Here is a 16,466-nt window from a genome sequence, read left to right as displayed (position 1 = left end):
CTATACGGTGGCTGGTCGTTCCCCAGCCGCCGCGAATACCGAAACAAGCAGGGCAACAATCTTCGAGGGTAGCGCTGCTACCCTTTTTTTTCTGGAGTTTATTTATGTCAATAGACTGGAACTGGGGAATATTCCTGCAACCCGCCCCGTTCGGCAACACCACTTATCTAGGCTGGTTATGGAGCGGCTTTCAGGTTACCGTCGCGCTGTCGATTAGCGCCTGGATTATCGCTTTCCTCATCGGCTCGCTGTTCGGTATTCTGCGTACCGTCCCTAACCGCTGGTTAGCCGGGATCGGCACCTGCTACGTCGAACTGTTTCGTAACGTTCCACTGATTGTCCAGTTCTTTACCTGGTACCTTGTTATTCCGGAGTTTCTGCCGGAAAACATCGGCATGTGGTTTAAGTCGGAACTGGATCCAAATATTCAGTTCTTTGTCTCCTCAATGCTGTGCCTTGGGCTGTTTACCGCTGCCCGCGTCTGCGAGCAGGTCCGCGCCGCGATACAGTCCCTTCCTCGCGGGCAGAAAAATGCCGGCCTGGCGATGGGGCTGACCCTGCCGCAAACCTATCGCTACGTGCTGCTGCCGAACGCTTATCGCGTTATCGTGCCGCCGATGACCTCGGAAATGATGAACCTGGTAAAAAACTCGGCTATCGCTTCCACTATCGGTCTGGCGGATATGGCGGCGCAGGCCGGCAAGCTGCTGGATTACTCAGCCCACGCCTGGGAATCGTTTACCGCGATCACCCTCGCCTATGTATTCATCAACGCCGTAATCATGCTGGTGATGTATGTGGTTGAACGTAAAGTTCGCCTGCCGGGCAATATGGGAGGCAAATAATGTACGATTTTGACTGGAGTTCAATTGTTCCTTCCATGCCCTACCTGCTGGCAGGGTTGGTCATTACGCTGAAAATCACCGTCACGGCAATTATTATCGGTATCGTCTGGGGCACCATTCTGGCGGTGATGCGCCTGTCAAGCTTCCTGCCGTTGGCATGGTTTGCCAAAACCTACGTTAACGTTTTCCGCTCGATTCCGCTGGTGATGGTGCTGCTGTGGTTCTATCTGATCGTTCCCGGATTCCTGCAAAACGTGCTGGGGCTGTCGCCGAAAACCGATATTCGCCTGATTTCGGCGATGGTGGCATTTTCGATGTTTGAAGCGGCCTACTATTCGGAAATTATTCGCGCCGGGATCCAGAGTATTTCCCGTGGTCAGTCGAGCGCCGCGCTGGCGCTGGGGATGACCCACTGGCAATCGATGAAGTTGGTGATTCTGCCGCAGGCCTTCCGCGCGATGGTCCCGCTGCTGTTAACCCAGGGTATCGTCCTATTCCAGGATACCTCGCTGGTGTACGTCCTGAGCCTGGCCGATTTCTTCCGTACCGCCTCCACCATTGGCGAACGTGACGGAACCCAGGTGGAAATGATCCTGTTCGCAGGCGCCGTTTATTTTGTATTTAGTCTCAGCGCATCGCTGTTGGTCAGCTGGTTGAAGAAAAGGACTGTGTAATGATTACCCTGAAAAATATTTCAAAATGGTATGGTCACTTTCAGGTGCTGACCGATTGCTCCACCGAAGTGAAAAAAGGCGAAGTGGTGGTAGTTTGCGGGCCGTCAGGCTCCGGTAAATCGACGCTGATTAAAACCGTTAATGGCCTTGAGCCGGTGCAGCAAGGCGAAATTATCGTTGATGGCACTCAGGTTAACGATAAGAAAACCAATCTTGCTAAACTGCGTTCCCGCGTCGGTATGGTATTCCAGCACTTTGAACTGTTCCCACACCTGTCGATCATCGACAACCTGACGCTGGCGCAAATTAAGGTTCTCAATCGCGATAAAGAATCTTCGCGTAAAAAGGGGCTTAAGCTGCTGGAGCGCGTGGGTCTGGCGGCGCATGCGGAAAAATATCCGGCGCAGCTCTCCGGCGGCCAGCAGCAGCGTGTCGCGATCGCGCGCGCGCTGTGCATGGATCCGATCGCGATGCTGTTCGATGAGCCAACTTCAGCGCTAGACCCGGAGATGATCAACGAAGTACTGGACGTGATGGTCGAGCTGGCTAACGAAGGTATGACCATGATGGTGGTGACGCACGAAATGGGCTTTGCCCGTAAAGTGGCTAACCGGGTCATCTTTATGGATGAAGGTAAAATTGTCGAAGATGTCGATAAAGAAGCCTTCTTCGCCAACCCGCAATCAGAACGCGCGAAAGATTTCCTTGCCAAAATCCTGCACTAAAATCCCAGCGCGCACGTCATGTGCGCGCCTTTTCTCTCTCGATAATGTGTGCCATATATTAGTGGTTTATTTTAATTGTTTTCTTATTAAACCAGTGAATAATTTAACACTCCCCCTAACAAATCACATTCTAAATTAATTTAATTCATACAAAATTCAGTTTTCTTCGCATGGCTAAGCGTTACCGCCACCGCTAACATACCCCCCTTAAGAACAAGCCCTGGGAATATTTCCCAACACAAAACTTTCTGATAATAAAAAATAATATTTTTATGGATGACCCTATACCCTGAATAAGGCCGTGTTTTAAGCAAGCTTAGCAATACAGCATGCAAATTTAATGAAACAAATGGAACTTGCTTCATGTTTAATAAAAAAAATCTGATTCACACCCTGCTGATTGTGTTTTTGTGTCAGCAGCAGGTTTTCGCCAGTACGATAGTCTCCACCACGACTAACCAAAACGAGCAGGATAAAGCCCGTCAGGCGGCGCTGACACCACAGCAGCAGGCCGCCCAGGCTTCACTAATTAATACCGACCGACAAACGCTCACGTTTCCAAAGGAAGAAAACTGCAGGTTCATCAATAATATTCATATCGATTCTGCCGAGTCGAAGCTCACGCATCAGCTTCTTGACAACCTTACAGCTCAGGCTCTGCATCGTTGTCTGGGGATTAACGGTATTCAGCACCTCACCATGGCATTACAAAATGAGTTAATCGCCCGTGGTTACATAACTTCATTACTGACCATCCCGGAACAGTCATTGACGGAGGGCACATTAAGGCTCGAACTCGCTTATGGCAAAATCGGTGATATTTTCTGGTCAACGACAAGCGAGCAAACCACCAGCATCTGGAACAATATCCCCACCGGCAAGGGAGATATCCTGCGTCTCACCGATCTCGAACAGGGAATGGAAAACCTGCGCCGCCTGCCAGGAAGTTCGGCGAATATGCAAATATTACCGGGACAACGGGAGGCAGAAAGCAATCTGCAGCTAACGCGTCGGCTGGATAAAAAATGGCAGGTGGGAGCCTGGATGGATGACGCTGGCAGCCGCGCCAGCGGTCGCTATCAGGCCGGAGGTGCGCTCTATCTTTATGATATCACCACACTCAACGACATTTTCTATGTCTCAGGAGGAGGAGATATCGAGTTTAATCAACATAATGATGGTAACCAGAATGGCAGTCTGTATTACTCGATTCCCTTCGGTTACTGGGCGTTAGGTCTTTACGGTTCACAGAGCCAATATCGCCAGTTGTTCAAGGGCAACTGGTCGCAAACGGATTATAAAAGTAAAAATCGCTACTATAGCGCGACGCTGTCACGACTGCTGTCTCACACCCGTCAGCAAAAAACGTCGCTGGATTTCCGTATCTCAAAAAGTACATCACACTACTATTTTGGCGGTGAAGAACTTAGGGTGATGCGCAAACAGAACCCGACATGGGAGCTGACGCTACGACAGCAACGCTATTTCGATAAAAAAGTTGTCGCCGCCAGCCTGGGGTTACAGCGCCGCCTCCCATGGCTAAACTCCGTCGCCACACCGGAAGAAAAAGCAGGCCAGTTCAGTAAGCGCTCACGCGTAGTACATGCCGATTTGCAGGCCTTAATGAAATTCGATTTAACCGGAGATAGATTTAGCTATGCACCGCATTTTAATGCGCAATATAGCCCGGACATTCTCTCTTCGGATAACCAATTTAATATTGGCAACCGCTGGACGGTTCGCGGATTTGATGGCGAATATACTCTCTCTGGCAATCAGGGATGGTACTGGAGCAATGATTTCATCTGGGATATTGCCGGCCCGGAACAGCAATTCTATTTAGGATTAGATATTGGTCGTATTATCGGCAGCGAACAATATCGGCAAGGAAAAGTTATTTCAGGTGCCGTTAGCGGATTGCGCGGTGATATATTCTCAACACAATATGATTTTTTCATCGGCACACCGCTAAGTAAACCAGATAACTTTAGTAGTGACTCATTCAATATGGGTTTCTCATTGAAGTGGAAGTATTAACACAACCTATTTTTCACTATATTTAAAGGAATAAATTCATGTTTAAGTTTAAATTAACCTATGTTGCTTTAGCAGCAGCGTTAAGCTCGACGGTGGTGTACGCCGATCCGTCGACTTACACCCATCTATCAGGCGCAACGGTGGTTGATATTGAAGCGCCGAATGCTGCAGGCGTTTCGCACAACCTGTATCGTGAATTTAACGTTGGCAGCAACGGTTTAATACTCAATAACAGCGACAGCGATATTAATCATGCGACTTTTGGCAATATTGCTAAAAACAACAATCTGACTAATGGCGGCGCATCGGTGATCCTGAATGAAGTCACCTCCAATAAAGCCAGTTCATTAAATGGCTTCATTGAAGTCGCCGGGCTGAAAGCCGACGTGGTAATCGCTAACCCTAACGGTATTACCTGCTCCGGCTGTAGTTTCGTTAATACCAACAAGGCAATATTAACGACAGGTCAGGTGAATTTGACCGATGAAGGCGCTATCGGCAGCTATACCATCACCAATGGCAAAATCACCATCGATGAAAATGGCATGAACGCCGCTAACAGCTATGCTGCTCTACTCGCCGACGCGATTAAAATTAATGGTAAAGTGCAGGCCAAGAACGCCCTTGTTAGTGCAGGTAATTTCACCATGGATAACAGTTCTGGCGCGGTGACCTCAGCGGGTAAAAAAGCGACCCTGATCGAAATGACGATTAACCCGCAATACAGCATCGACGTCAGTAGTCTTGGCGGCATTACTGCCAACAGCATTAGCATGATTGGCAATAACATTGGTTTTGGCGTACGTAATAATGGCTCTATTATCTCAAACAGCTCACTGCAACTCACCAGCTACGGAAATCTGCTGAATAAAGGGACGATAAAAGGCAACGGTCTGCTAAGCCAGGTTTCTACGGTCACAGGTATCACCAATGAAGGCAGTATCGGCGGAGCCAATTATTTAATGCTCTCCAGTGGGGATTATATCGTTAACGTCGGTTCTATCACTGGCGGTCAGCTAATTGCCACCGCTAACGGCAACATCACTAACGGCGACTCTGGAACGATGACCGGAACCAGTGGGTTAAGCCTGGCCAGCGGTGGAAAAATCCGTAATGAGGCTAAGGCCTCCCTGCTGTCGAATAACCAGATTTCCGCCACGGCAATAGGCGATTTTCTGAATGAAGGGAAAATCAGTGCTAAAAACACCACCCTTACTTTTGTTGGCGAGAGTTTTAAAAATACCGGGAACATTAATTCAACCGGCAACACCACCATTCAGTCTCTTAAGCAGGATGGCACCGTAAATGTCGGGGAAATCTACAATCTGGGTAATATCACTGGCGAAAACATCAATCTACAAACCAACGGCACGCTGGCGCAAAGCACCAGTGGTCGCATGGAGGCCACCAACGCCATTACCGCGCATAGCTACTGGCTGAATAACAACGGTTATATGAAAGCCGCTGATATTACTACCGATCATGGCACGATTAGTAACACAGGTACTATCACCGCAGCCAATGTCTCTCTGACAACTTATTATGATGTTACTAATGAAGGGACGATTTACAGCACCGGCGATCTGCTGCTGGACACCCAGTTAAAAGGCAATATCTATAACTACTCATTAATTCAGGCGAACGGCACCTTAACCATGACCGCGAAAAAGGTGGTTAACAGCGGTCGCGGCTGCGGTTGGTTGAAATTTAATACCTGTGATGTCGGCACCATCAGCGCCAACAAGATGGTCCTCAACTCCTCGCATAAATACGCCAGTGAGATGGGTGGTTATCAATACTTCAAGGTTGCAGAAATTAATACCGTACTGTAATGACTCAGCGATGCGCAGCGCAATGCGCATCGCTGCTTTTAGCGTTTACGGCTCAAATGGCCGCCGCTGAAACTGGTCATGCCCGCATTTCGGGCAGAGTGGCAGCACATCCGGGGTGTATACCGCCAGATGGTAGTGGCACTTCTCGCATACCAGGTTGCCAAGACCGACCACTTCCCCGCTGTGATAGACTCCATGGTGGTTCAGATCCTGAAACACCTCACGCCACTCAAGCTGGGTTTTGTCGGTGATATCGGCAAGCTCCTGCCACAGGCTCTCTTTGATCACCCGCATAAAGACGCTGTCGCTATCGTCTTCATGGCTCTCTTCATAGCTGCGGGCAAATTCTTCCAAATCGCGCTTCACCGCCGCGATAAGTGACTCAACCTCGCTCTGCGTCAGATCGCCTGCCTGGGTGATTTTCTCCCTCGCCTGCTTCACCAGCGCGTCAATGTCACGCTCTCCATTGCGCAGCCGTTCACTGAGCGAGGAGACCAGTTCCCGGTAATATTGAGCAACCTTGTTCATCATTTCGCCTCCGGTGTGATTAACTGCTTCTAATAATAGACGTTATCGGCGGTTTGCTTTGCCATCCGCGCCACAGAGTCGCGAAAAATTCTGCGCCGCTTTTGCCGATGTTAATGTGCGAAAGGCTGTTTTGACGTGGACGTTTGGGCTATGCTATGCCGATCTGAAATAACACATCCATTGGCTACATTTTGTAGCTGTATTGAAAACAGGACCACTGGCTGCCATGCAAGAGCAATACCGCCCGGAAGAGATAGAATCGAAAGTCCAGCTTCACTGGGACGAAAATCGTACATTTGAAGTAACTGAAGACGAGAGCAAAGAGAAGTATTACTGCCTGTCGATGCTTCCTTATCCTTCTGGTCGACTACACATGGGTCACGTGCGTAACTACACCATCGGCGACGTCATCGCGCGCTATCAGCGCATGCTGGGCAAAAACGTCCTGCAGCCGATCGGTTGGGATGCGTTTGGTCTGCCTGCGGAAGGCGCGGCGGTGAAAAACAATACCGCCCCGGCCCCGTGGACCTATGACAACATCGCATACATGAAAAACCAGCTGAAAAAGCTGGGCTTCGGCTATGACTGGAGCCGTGAAATTGCGACCTGCACCCCGGAATACTACCGCTGGGAGCAAAAATTCTTCACCGAGCTGTATAAAAAAGGCCTGGTGTACAAAAAAACCTCAGCGGTGAACTGGTGTCCGAACGATCAGACCGTGCTGGCTAACGAACAGGTTATCGACGGCTGCTGCTGGCGCTGCGACACCAAAGTTGAGCGCAAAGAGATCCCGCAGTGGTTTATTAAAATCACCGCCTACGCCGACGAACTGCTCAACGATCTGGACAACCTGGATCACTGGCCTGACACCGTTAAGACCATGCAGCGCAACTGGATCGGCCGCTCTGAAGGGGTAGAAATCTCCTTTGACGTCAACGACTACGCCGATAAGCTGACCGTCTACACCACCCGCCCGGATACCTTCATGGGCTGCACCTACCTTGCCGTCGCAGCGGGTCACCCGCTGGCGCAACAGGCTGCGGCTAACAATCCGGCGCTGGCCGCCTTTATCGACGAATGCCGTAACACCAAAGTTGCCGAAGCCGATATGGCGACGATGGAGAAAAAAGGCGTCGACACCGGCTTTAAAGCTATTCACCCGCTGACCGGCGAAGCCATCCCGGTATGGGCGGCAAACTTCGTACTGATGGAGTACGGCACCGGCGCGGTGATGGCCGTTCCGGGTCACGACCAGCGCGACTACGAGTTTGCCAGCAAATACGGCCTGAACATCAAGCCGGTTATCCTCGCCGCCGACGGTTCCGAGCCGGATCTCTCCGAGCAGGCGCTGACCGAGAAAGGCGTGCTGTTCAACTCCGGCGAATTTAGCGGCCTGGATTACGAAGCGGGCTTCAACGCCATTGCCGACAAACTGGCCGCGATGGGCGTTGGCGAGCGCAAAGTTAACTACCGCCTGCGCGACTGGGGGGTTTCCCGCCAGCGTTACTGGGGCGCGCCAATTCCAATGGTGACCCTGGAAGACGGTACCGTGATGCCGACGCCGGAAGACCAACTGCCGGTTATCCTGCCGGAAGACGTCGTCATGGACGGCATCACCAGCCCGATCAAAGCCGATCCTGAGTGGGCGAAAACTACCGTTAACGGCATGCCGGCGCTGCGTGAAACCGACACCTTTGACACCTTTATGGAGTCCTCCTGGTACTACGCGCGCTACACCTGCCCGCAGTACGATAAAGGTATGCTGGACCCGAATGCCGCGAACTACTGGCTGCCGGTGGATATCTACATCGGCGGCATCGAACACGCCATCATGCACCTGCTCTATTTCCGCTTCTTCCACAAGCTGATGCGCGATGCCGGTATGGTGAACTCCGATGAGCCAGCTAAACAGCTGCTGTGCCAGGGTATGGTACTGGCCGATGCGTTCTACTACGTCGGCGAAAACGGCGAGCGTAACTGGGTATCACCGATTGACGCCACCGTTGAGCGTGATGAAAAAGGCCGTATCGTTAAAGCCTTCGACCCACAGGGCCGCGAGCTGGTGTATACCGGCATGAGCAAAATGTCCAAGTCGAAGAACAACGGTATCGACCCGCAGGTTATGGTTGAGCGCTACGGCGCGGATACCGTACGTCTGTTCATGATGTTCGCCTCCCCAGCAGAAATGACCCTTGAGTGGCAGGAATCTGGCGTAGAAGGGGCAAACCGCTTCCTGAAACGCGTCTGGAAACTGGTTTACGAGCATACCTCTCAGGGCCCGGCTGTCGCCCTGGATGTGGCAAGCCTCAGCGAAGATCAGCAAGCGCTGCGTCGCGACGTGCATAAAACGATTGCCAAAGTGACCGATGATATCGGCCGTCGTCAGACCTTCAATACCGCCATTGCCGCGGTAATGGAGCTGATGAACAAACTGGCGAAAGCGCCGCAGGAAAGCGAACAGGATCGCGCGCTGATGCGTGAAGCGCTGCTGGCAGTGGTGCGTATGCTCAACCCGTTCACCCCGCATGCCTGCTTCACCCTGTGGCAAGAACTGGGCGGCGAAGGCGATATCGACAACGCGCCGTGGCCGGTAGCAGACGAAAGTGCAATGGTTGAAAACACGACTCTGGTCGTCGTCCAGGTAAACGGTAAAGTTCGTGGTAAAATTACCGTTGCGGTAGACGCAACCGAAGAGCAGGTTCGTGAACGTGCAGGCCAGGAACATCTGGTCGCAAAATACCTTGAAGGCGTGACCGTACGTAAAGTGATTTACGTTCCGGGCAAACTGCTCAATCTGGTCGTTGGCTAAGCGCGGGAGGAAGCGTGCGATATCTGGCAACAATGCTGTTATCTCTGGCGGTGTTAATCACCGCCGGTTGCGGCTGGCATCTACGTAGTAATACGCAGGTTCCAACCACAATGAAAACTATGATTTTCCAGTCAGGCGATCCGAATGGTCCGTTAAGCCGTGCGGTACGTAACCAGCTACGTCTGAATGGCGTAGAGCTGATCGAAGCCGATACGCTGCGTAAGGATATTCCGTCCCTGCGTCTGGGTAACTCATCCATTCAGAAAGATACGGCATCCATTTTCCAGGATGGTCGTACTGCTGAATACCAAATGGTGCTGACCGTTAACGCCACCGTATTGATTCCGGGCCATGACATTTACCCAATCAATACCAAGGTTTATCGCTCGTTCTTCGATAACCCGCAGGCGGCGCTGGCGAAAGATGCCGAGCAGGACATGATTGTTCGTGAAATGTACGATAAGGCTGCGGAACAGTTGATCCGTAAATTGCCGAGCGTGCATGTTGCGGATGTCGAAGCCACTAAAGAGGCTGAGCAGCCGGTGTCTGGTACCCCGGCCACCTCAACCTCTGGCAACCGCGTCTCCACTACGCTGGGTAACTGATGATTCGGTTGTACCCGGAACAACTCCGCGCGCAGCTCACTGAAGGGCTGCGCGCGGCGTATTTATTGCTTGGTAGCGACCCATTACTGTTACAGGAAAGCCAGGATGCGATCCGCGAAGCCGCGGCCACCCAGGGCTTTACCGAACATCACACCGCGACCATCGATGCCAGCACCGACTGGCCCGCCCTTTTTTCCTTAAGTCAGGCGCTGAGCCTCTTTTCCAGCCGCCAGACGCTTCTGCTTATCCTGCCGGAAAACGGCCCGAATGCGGCGATCAACGAACAGCTGTCCACGCTGGTCGGTATGCTGCATGAAGATCTGCTGCTGATTGTCCGCGGCAACAAGCTTACCAAGGCGCAGGAAAACGCGGCGTGGATAACAACGCTTGCCAGCCGCGCCGTGCAGGTGAGCTGCCAGACGCCGGAATACGCGCAGTTGCCTCGCTGGCTGGCCGCCCGCGCTAAACAGAATCAGTTGCAGTTAGATGAGGCCGCCAGCCAACTGCTATGCTACTGCTATGAAGGCAACCTGCTGGCGCTGGCGCAGGCGCTGGAGCGCCTCTCTTTGCTGTGGCCTGACGGTAAACTGACGCTGCCGCGCGTTGAACAGGCAGTGAATGACGCCGCCCACTTTACGCCGTATCACTGGGTCGATGCCCTGCTGGCCGGTAAAAGCAAACGCGTACTGCACGTCCTGCAACAACTGCGCCTTGAAGGTTGCGAACCCGCTATTTTGCTGCGCACGCTGCAGCGCGAACTGCTGCTGCTGGTCACTCTGAAGCGCCAGTCGGCACATACGCCGCTGCGCACGCTGTTTGATAAACACCGGGTCTGGCAGAATCGACGTCAGCTGGTCGGCGACGCGCTCACGCGCCTCAGCGCCGAACAGTTACGCCAGGCCGTTACGTTATTAACCCGCGCCGAGCTCACCTTCAAACAGGACTACGGCCAGTCAATATGGCCCGAGCTGGAAAGCCTTTCGTTACTGCTCTGCCATAAAGCGCTGGCGGACGTTTTTATTGATGGTTGATATGACTCAGTTGCAGGCAATGTACGGCGGCACCTTCGATCCGGTGCATTATGGTCACCTTAAGCCGGTAGAGATTCTGGCAAACCAAATTGGTCTTAGCCGGGTCATTATCGTGCCCAATAACGTGCCGCCGCATCGCCCGCAGCCGGAAGCCACCAGCGCCCAGCGGGTGCATATGCTGGAGCTGGCAATTGCCGATAAACCCCTATTTGTTCTCGACGAACGAGAGCTACAGCGCGATACGCCGTCCTGGACTGCGCAAACGCTACAGGAGTGGCGGCAAGAACAAGGCCCGGAACAGCCCCTGGCATTTATCATCGGCCAGGACTCGCTGCTGACCTTCCCTACCTGGCATAACTACGCCACGATCCTCGATAACGCGCATCTGATCGTCTGCCGCCGTCCGGGATATCCGCTGGCGATGAAGCGCGAAGAAGATCAGCAATGGCTCGATAAACATCTCACCCACGACGTCGAGTTGTTACATACCCGTCCCGCCGGGGTTATCTATCTGGCGGAAACCCCGTGGTTCGATATTTCCGCCACGCTGATTCGTCAGCGTCTACAGCAAGGTGTCTCCTGCGCCGATATGCTGCCGGCCGCCGTACTGGACTATATTCACCAGCAGAAGCTCTATTGCTGAGAACCGGCTGCGAGGATATCGTTACGCTACGCGATTTCCACGGAGTGCATCATGAAATTATGGCTGGTTCGCCACGGCGAAACGCAGGCTAACCTCGACGGACTGTATAGCGGACATGCTCCCACCCCCCTTACCGAACGCGGTATCCAGCAGGCGCGCTCGCTGGGTGACTATCTGCAAGCGGCGCCTTTCGACCGGGTATTGTGCAGCGAGCTGGCGAGAACCCAGCACACCGCCGACCTGTTGCTCGCTGGCCGGCCTGTCCCCCGGCAAATTATTCCTTCATTGAATGAGATGTTCTTTGGCGATTGGGAAATGCGCCACCATCGCGATCTGCAAAAAGAAGACCCGCGGAACTACGCTGCCTGGTGCAAAGACTGGCAACACGCCACGCCGACCAATGGCGAAAGCTTCCAGGCCTTTGCCCAGCGTATCGCGGACTTTGCCGCCAGCCTCGGGCAATATCAACAGCGGGCTAACCTGCTGATCGTCGGCCATCAGGGCGCTTTAAGCCTGTTAATCGCACTCTTATTGCAAATGCCTGCGGCAGCAATGTGGCATTTTCCCCTCGCCCACGGTAGCTGGAGCCTTATCGAACGACGCGACGATTTCACAACCTTACGCGTATTAAATAGCCAGGCGCAGTGGCGCGCGGAATAAGAATTCATGGCCGCCCATTGACAGCCCCGAGCAGGCTGCTATTCTCCGCAGCCAGGCTACACCCGCTATACGCATCTTGCAGAAATTGTTTTACAAAAATGGCGATGCATTCGTCGGCAAGGGATGGGATGATAGCCCGCTTTCAAGGGCTGAAAGCTGACTTTTCTCCCGACATTGCCATGACTTCGGGTATACTGTCAGGCTCGTTATTGTTATCACTCTTCACGCACCCAGGGGGAACACTTGCAGGGTAAAGCACTCCAGGATTTTGTTATCGACAAAATTGATGACCTGAAAGGTCAGGACATCGTCGCCATTGATGTACATGGCAAATCCAGCATCACCGATTGCATGATTATTTGCACCGGCACGTCTACGCGCCACGTGATGTCCATCGCCGACCATGTGGTGCAGGAATCCCGCGCCGCCGGTATGCTGCCGCTGGGCGTTGAAGGTGAAGCCGCCGCCGACTGGATCGTGGTCGATCTGGGCGACGTGATGGTTCACGTCATGCAGGAAGAGAGCCGTCGTCTGTACGAGCTGGAAAAACTCTGGAGTTAATGCGTGAAGCTGCAATTGGTGGCCGTTGGCACCAAAATGCCGGACTGGGTTCAGACCGGCTTTAGCGAATATCTGCGCCGTTTTCCAAAAGATATGCCGTTCGAACTGGTAGAGATCCCTGCCGGTAAGCGCGGAAAGAATGCCGATATCAAACGTATCCTCGAAAAAGAGGGCGAAATGATGCTGGCAGCGGCAGGCAAGAACCGTATCGTGACCCTGGACATCCCCGGCAAACCCTGGGATACGCCACAGCTGGCGCGAGAACTGGAACGCTGGAAGCAGGATGGCCGGGACGTCAGTTTACTCATTGGCGGCCCGGAAGGTCTCTCTCCGGCCTGCAAAGCGGCAGCGGAACAGAGTTGGTCGCTTTCCACGCTCACGTTGCCCCATCCGCTGGTACGCGTGCTGGTGGCTGAGAGCCTGTATCGTGCGTGGAGCATAACGACTAACCACCCTTACCACCGTGAGTAATGATGACCTGGGTAGACTAAGCAGCGAATGAAATTACAGAATTCTTTCCGCGACTATACGGCTGAATCCTCGCTGTTTGTACGCCGCGCGCTGGTCGCTTTTACGGGCATTTTGTTGCTTACCGGCGTGCTGATTGCCAACCTCTACAACGTACAGATTGTCCGTTTCAACGACTACCAAACGCGTTCCAACGAAAACCGCATTAAGCTGGTCCCTATTCCGCCCAGCCGCGGCATTATTTACGATCGTAACGGCACGCCGCTGGCGCTGAACCGCACCATCTATCAGTTGGAGATGATGCCGGAAAAAGTCGATAACGTGCAGCAGACGCTGGATGCGCTGCGCGACGTCGTCGACCTGACCGACGACGACATCGCCGGCTTTAAAAAAGAGCGCGCGCGCTCTCACCGTTTCACCTCGATTCCGGTGAAGGTCAATCTTAATGAAGTCCAGGTGGCGCGTTTCGCCGTAAACCAGTACCGCTTTCCCGGCGTTGAAGTCAAAGGCTACAAGCGCCGCTACTATCCGTATAACTCCGCCCTGACCCACGTTATCGGCTACGTCTCTAAAATTAACGATAAAGACGTCGATCGCCTGGATAAAGAGGGCAAACTGGCTAACTACGCGTCGACCCACGACATCGGTAAGCTGGGAATCGAGCGCTATTATGAAGACGTGCTACACGGACAAACCGGCTACGAAGAGGTTGAAGTCAACAACCGCGGCCGCGTTATTCGTCAGCTAAAAGAAGTGCCGCCGCAGGCCGGGCGCGATATCTACCTAACCCTTGATTTGAAGCTGCAGCAGTATATCGAAACGCTGCTGGCGGGCAGCCGTGCGGCGGTGGTGGTCACCGACCCGCGCAGCGGCGCGATTCTGGCGCTGGTTTCAACCCCGAGCTACGATCCCAACCTGTTTGTCGATGGTATCTCCAGCAAAGATTATTCCGGACTACTCAACGATCCAAATACCCCGCTGGTCAACCGCGCGACGCAGGGGGTCTATCCACCCGCCTCGACGGTAAAACCCTACGTCGCGGTCTCAGCCTTGAGCGCCGGCGTCATTACCCGCAACACCAGTCTGTTCGACCCCGGCTGGTGGCAGTTGCCTGGCTCGGAAAAACGCTATCGCGACTGGAAAAAATGGGGTCACGGTCACCTGAACGTCACTAAGGCGCTGGAAGAGTCCGCGGATACCTATTTCTATCAGGTCGCCTATGATATGGGCATCGACCGCCTTTCCGAATGGATGAGTAAATTCGGCTACGGCGATTACACTGGCGTTGACCTGGCGGAAGAGCGCTCCGGCAACATGCCAACTCGCGAATGGAAGCTCAAGCGCTTTAAGAAACCCTGGTACCAGGGCGACACCATCCCGGTCGGTATCGGCCAGGGCTACTGGACCGCTACGCCGATTCAGATGAACAAAGCGCTGATGATCCTGATAAATGACGGTGTGGTTAAAGTCCCTCACCTGCTGCAAAGCACGCTTGAAGACGGTAAACAGGTCCCTTGGGTTCAGCCGCATGAACCGCCGGTCGGCGATATTCATTCCGGCTATTGGGAAATCGCTAAAGACGGCATGTATGGCGTTGCCAACCGCGGCAACGGTACCGCGCACAAATACTTTGCCAGCGCGCCGTATAAGATTGCGGCGAAGTCCGGTACCGCGCAGGTATTCGGCCTGAAAGCCAACGAAACCTATAACGCGCACCGAATTTCCGAACGTCTGCGTGACCACAAACTTATGACGGCGTTTGCGCCTTACAACAACCCCCAGGTCGCGGTGGCGATGATCCTGGAGAATGGCGGCGCCGGCCCGGCGGTCGGTACCATTATGCGCCAGATCCTCGATCACATCATGCTGGGTGATAACAACACCAATCTGCCGAGTGAAAGCCCGGCGGTGACGGCGGGGGAGGATCAATAATGACCGATAATCCAAACAAAAAATCACTATGGGATAAAATCCATCTGGACCCCACGATGCTGCTCATCCTGCTGGCGCTGCTCACCTACAGCGCGCTGGTTATCTGGAGCGCCAGTGGCCAGGACGTGGGCATGATGGAGCGTAAAATCGGCCAAATCGCCATGGGCGTGGTGATAATGATCGTGATGGCGCAGATCCCGCCGCGGGTATATGAGGGCTGGGCGCCCTACCTCTATATTTTCTGTATTATTTTGCTGGTTGCCGTAGACGCCTTCGGCGCAATATCCAAAGGCGCACAGCGCTGGTTGGATCTCGGTATTGTACGCTTTCAGCCCTCGGAGATTGCCAAAATAGCGGTACCGCTGATGGTGGCGCGGTTTATTAACCGCGATGTCTGTCCGCCGTCATTGAAGAATACCGCCATCGCACTGGTCCTGATCTTCCTGCCGACCCTGCTGGTTGCGGCGCAGCCAGACCTCGGCACCTCAATTTTGATCGCCCTCTCCGGCCTGTTTGTCCTGTTCCTCTCCGGCCTCAGTTGGCGTTTAATCGGTATCGCGGTAGTGCTGGTCGCCGCCTTTATTCCGATTTTATGGTTCTTCCTGATGCACGATTACCAGCGTCAACGCGTCATGATGCTGCTCGATCCAGAGACCGATCCGTTGGGCGCGGGCTATCATATTATTCAGTCGAAAATCGCTATTGGTTCCGGCGGCTTACGCGGTAAAGGCTGGTTGCATGGCACTCAGTCGCAGCTCGAATTCCTGCCTGAGCGCCATACTGACTTTATCTTCGCCGTGCTGGCGGAAGAGCTGGGTCTTATCGGGGTATTGATCCTGCTGGCATTGTACATTTTGCTTATCATGCGCGGACTGTGGATCGCCGCCCAGGCGCAAACCACCTTTGGCCGCGTCATGGCAGGCGGTTTAATGTTGATTTTATTCGTTTATGTCTTCGTAAATATTGGTATGGTAAGTGGTATTTTGCCGGTGGTGGGGGTACCTTTGCCGCTGGTCAGCTACGGGGGCTCAGCCCTAATCGTATTGATGGCCGGGTTTGGTATCGTAATGTCGATCCATACCCACAGAAAAATGTTGTCGAAAAGCGTTTAAGGGG

At 53.3% G+C, this 16,466-nt stretch carries 15 protein-coding genes; 14 read left to right on the top strand and 1 reads right to left on the bottom strand.

What is annotated here, in order from left to right; translation table 11 throughout:
• The first annotated feature begins 104 nt into the window (after positions 1-104).
• From AC2CGP_RS11545 to AC2CGP_RS11525, 5 genes are all read left to right on the top strand, one after another.
• Entirely contained in the window at positions 105-845 is a 741-nt protein-coding gene (locus AC2CGP_RS11545; RefSeq protein ID WP_015367720.1) for an amino acid ABC transporter permease, read from the top strand.
• The gene (gene gltK / locus AC2CGP_RS11540; RefSeq protein WP_015367721.1) at positions 845-1,519 is read left to right on the top strand and encodes a glutamate/aspartate ABC transporter permease GltK; all 675 of its coding nucleotides are present in this window, start codon (positions 845-847) and stop codon (positions 1,517-1,519) included. The genes AC2CGP_RS11545 and gltK overlap by 1 nt, the downstream gene beginning before the upstream one ends.
• Positions 1,519-2,244 (top strand): amino acid ABC transporter ATP-binding protein, encoded by a 726-nt coding sequence (locus tag AC2CGP_RS11535; protein WP_015367722.1) that lies wholly within the window; start codon positions 1,519-1,521, stop codon positions 2,242-2,244. Before gltK ends, AC2CGP_RS11535 begins: the two co-directional genes overlap by 1 nt.
• A gap of 363 nt (positions 2,245-2,607) precedes the next feature.
• Positions 2,608-4,281, top strand: a complete 1,674-nt coding sequence (locus AC2CGP_RS11530; protein WP_484502343.1) for a ShlB/FhaC/HecB family hemolysin secretion/activation protein — start codon at positions 2,608-2,610, stop codon at positions 4,279-4,281.
• 38 nt (positions 4,282-4,319) lie between these two features.
• Entirely contained in the window at positions 4,320-6,113 is a 1,794-nt protein-coding gene (locus AC2CGP_RS11525; protein WP_047053360.1) for a filamentous hemagglutinin N-terminal domain-containing protein, read from the top strand.
• Positions 6,114-6,158: 45 nt separating this feature from the next.
• Here the strand turns inward: AC2CGP_RS11525 and AC2CGP_RS11520 are convergent, their stop codons facing one another.
• Positions 6,159-6,641: a zinc ribbon-containing protein gene (locus AC2CGP_RS11520; RefSeq protein ID WP_015704740.1), complete on the bottom strand. Its 483-nt coding sequence runs from the start codon at positions 6,639-6,641 to the stop codon at positions 6,159-6,161.
• A 226-nt stretch (positions 6,642-6,867) separates the two neighbouring features.
• Here AC2CGP_RS11520 and leuS point away from each other — a divergent pair, with 226 nt between their 5' ends.
• The 9 genes from leuS to mrdB all read left to right on the top strand — a co-directional run bounded on the left by leuS (position 6,868) and on the right by mrdB (position 16,462).
• Positions 6,868-9,450 carry a leucine--tRNA ligase gene (gene leuS, locus AC2CGP_RS11515; protein WP_015367727.1) on the top strand — a complete coding sequence of 861 codons (2,583 nt, stop codon included), beginning with the start codon at positions 6,868-6,870 and terminating at the stop codon, positions 9,448-9,450.
• A 14-nt stretch (positions 9,451-9,464) separates the two neighbouring features.
• A complete protein-coding gene (lptE, locus tag AC2CGP_RS11510; RefSeq protein ID WP_015704738.1) occupies positions 9,465-10,055 on the top strand; it encodes an LPS assembly lipoprotein LptE in 591 nt (196 codons plus the stop codon).
• Positions 10,055-11,086: a DNA polymerase III subunit delta gene (holA, locus tag AC2CGP_RS11505; RefSeq protein WP_126028430.1), complete on the top strand. Its 1,032-nt coding sequence runs from the start codon at positions 10,055-10,057 to the stop codon at positions 11,084-11,086. Before lptE ends, holA begins: the two co-directional genes overlap by 1 nt.
• Positions 11,079-11,729, top strand: a complete 651-nt coding sequence (gene nadD / locus AC2CGP_RS11500) for a nicotinate-nucleotide adenylyltransferase (RefSeq protein ID WP_032707612.1) — start codon at positions 11,079-11,081, stop codon at positions 11,727-11,729. Before holA ends, nadD begins: the two co-directional genes overlap by 8 nt.
• Before the next feature lie 51 nt (positions 11,730-11,780).
• Entirely contained in the window at positions 11,781-12,389 is a 609-nt protein-coding gene (locus AC2CGP_RS11495; protein ID WP_126028429.1) for an adenosylcobalamin/alpha-ribazole phosphatase, read from the top strand.
• A 243-nt stretch (positions 12,390-12,632) separates the two neighbouring features.
• The gene (rsfS, locus tag AC2CGP_RS11490) at positions 12,633-12,950 is read left to right on the top strand and encodes a ribosome silencing factor (RefSeq protein ID WP_002894623.1); all 318 of its coding nucleotides are present in this window, start codon (positions 12,633-12,635) and stop codon (positions 12,948-12,950) included.
• A 3-nt stretch (positions 12,951-12,953) separates the two neighbouring features.
• Positions 12,954-13,421 (top strand): 23S rRNA (pseudouridine(1915)-N(3))-methyltransferase RlmH, encoded by a 468-nt coding sequence (gene rlmH / locus AC2CGP_RS11485; RefSeq protein ID WP_015367732.1) that lies wholly within the window; start codon positions 12,954-12,956, stop codon positions 13,419-13,421.
• A 27-nt stretch (positions 13,422-13,448) separates the two neighbouring features.
• Entirely contained in the window at positions 13,449-15,350 is a 1,902-nt protein-coding gene (mrdA, locus tag AC2CGP_RS11480) for a peptidoglycan DD-transpeptidase MrdA (RefSeq protein ID WP_015367733.1), read from the top strand.
• Positions 15,350-16,462, top strand: coding sequence for a peptidoglycan glycosyltransferase MrdB (mrdB, locus tag AC2CGP_RS11475; RefSeq protein WP_008805635.1), 1,113 nt, complete (start codon positions 15,350-15,352; stop codon positions 16,460-16,462). The genes mrdA and mrdB overlap by 1 nt, the downstream gene beginning before the upstream one ends.
• Positions 16,463-16,466 lie beyond the last annotated feature (4 nt).

It is taken from the genome of Klebsiella sp. SYXHC3 (genome assembly GCF_057196925.1).
The sequence above is the reverse complement of the archived record's forward strand: the minus strand, read 5'-3'. Positions and strand labels throughout refer to the sequence as shown.

Bases quoted from the DNA above. Each gene is read 5' to 3' on its own strand.
- holA (WP_126028430.1), top strand. From the start codon at position 10,055: ATGATTCGGTTGTACCCGGAACAACTCCGCGCGCAGCTCACTGAAGGG.
- AC2CGP_RS11525 (WP_047053360.1), top strand. From the start codon at position 4,320: ATGTTTAAGTTTAAATTAACCTATGTTGCTTTAGCAGCAGCGTTAAGC.
- AC2CGP_RS11535 (WP_015367722.1), top strand. From the start codon at position 1,519: ATGATTACCCTGAAAAATATTTCAAAATGGTATGGTCACTTTCAGGTG.
- AC2CGP_RS11530 (WP_484502343.1), top strand. From the start codon at position 2,608: ATGTTTAATAAAAAAAATCTGATTCACACCCTGCTGATTGTGTTTTTG.
- nadD (WP_032707612.1), top strand. From the start codon at position 11,079: ATGGTTGATATGACTCAGTTGCAGGCAATGTACGGCGGCACCTTCGAT.
- mrdA (WP_015367733.1), top strand. From the start codon at position 13,449: ATGAAATTACAGAATTCTTTCCGCGACTATACGGCTGAATCCTCGCTG.
- AC2CGP_RS11545 (WP_015367720.1), top strand. From the start codon at position 105: ATGTCAATAGACTGGAACTGGGGAATATTCCTGCAACCCGCCCCGTTC.
- AC2CGP_RS11495 (WP_126028429.1), top strand. From the start codon at position 11,781: ATGAAATTATGGCTGGTTCGCCACGGCGAAACGCAGGCTAACCTCGAC.
- leuS (WP_015367727.1), top strand. From the start codon at position 6,868: ATGCAAGAGCAATACCGCCCGGAAGAGATAGAATCGAAAGTCCAGCTT.
- gltK (WP_015367721.1), top strand. From the start codon at position 845: ATGTACGATTTTGACTGGAGTTCAATTGTTCCTTCCATGCCCTACCTG.
- mrdB (WP_008805635.1), top strand. From the start codon at position 15,350: ATGACCGATAATCCAAACAAAAAATCACTATGGGATAAAATCCATCTG.
- AC2CGP_RS11520 (WP_015704740.1), bottom strand. From the start codon at position 6,641: ATGAACAAGGTTGCTCAATATTACCGGGAACTGGTCTCCTCGCTCAGT.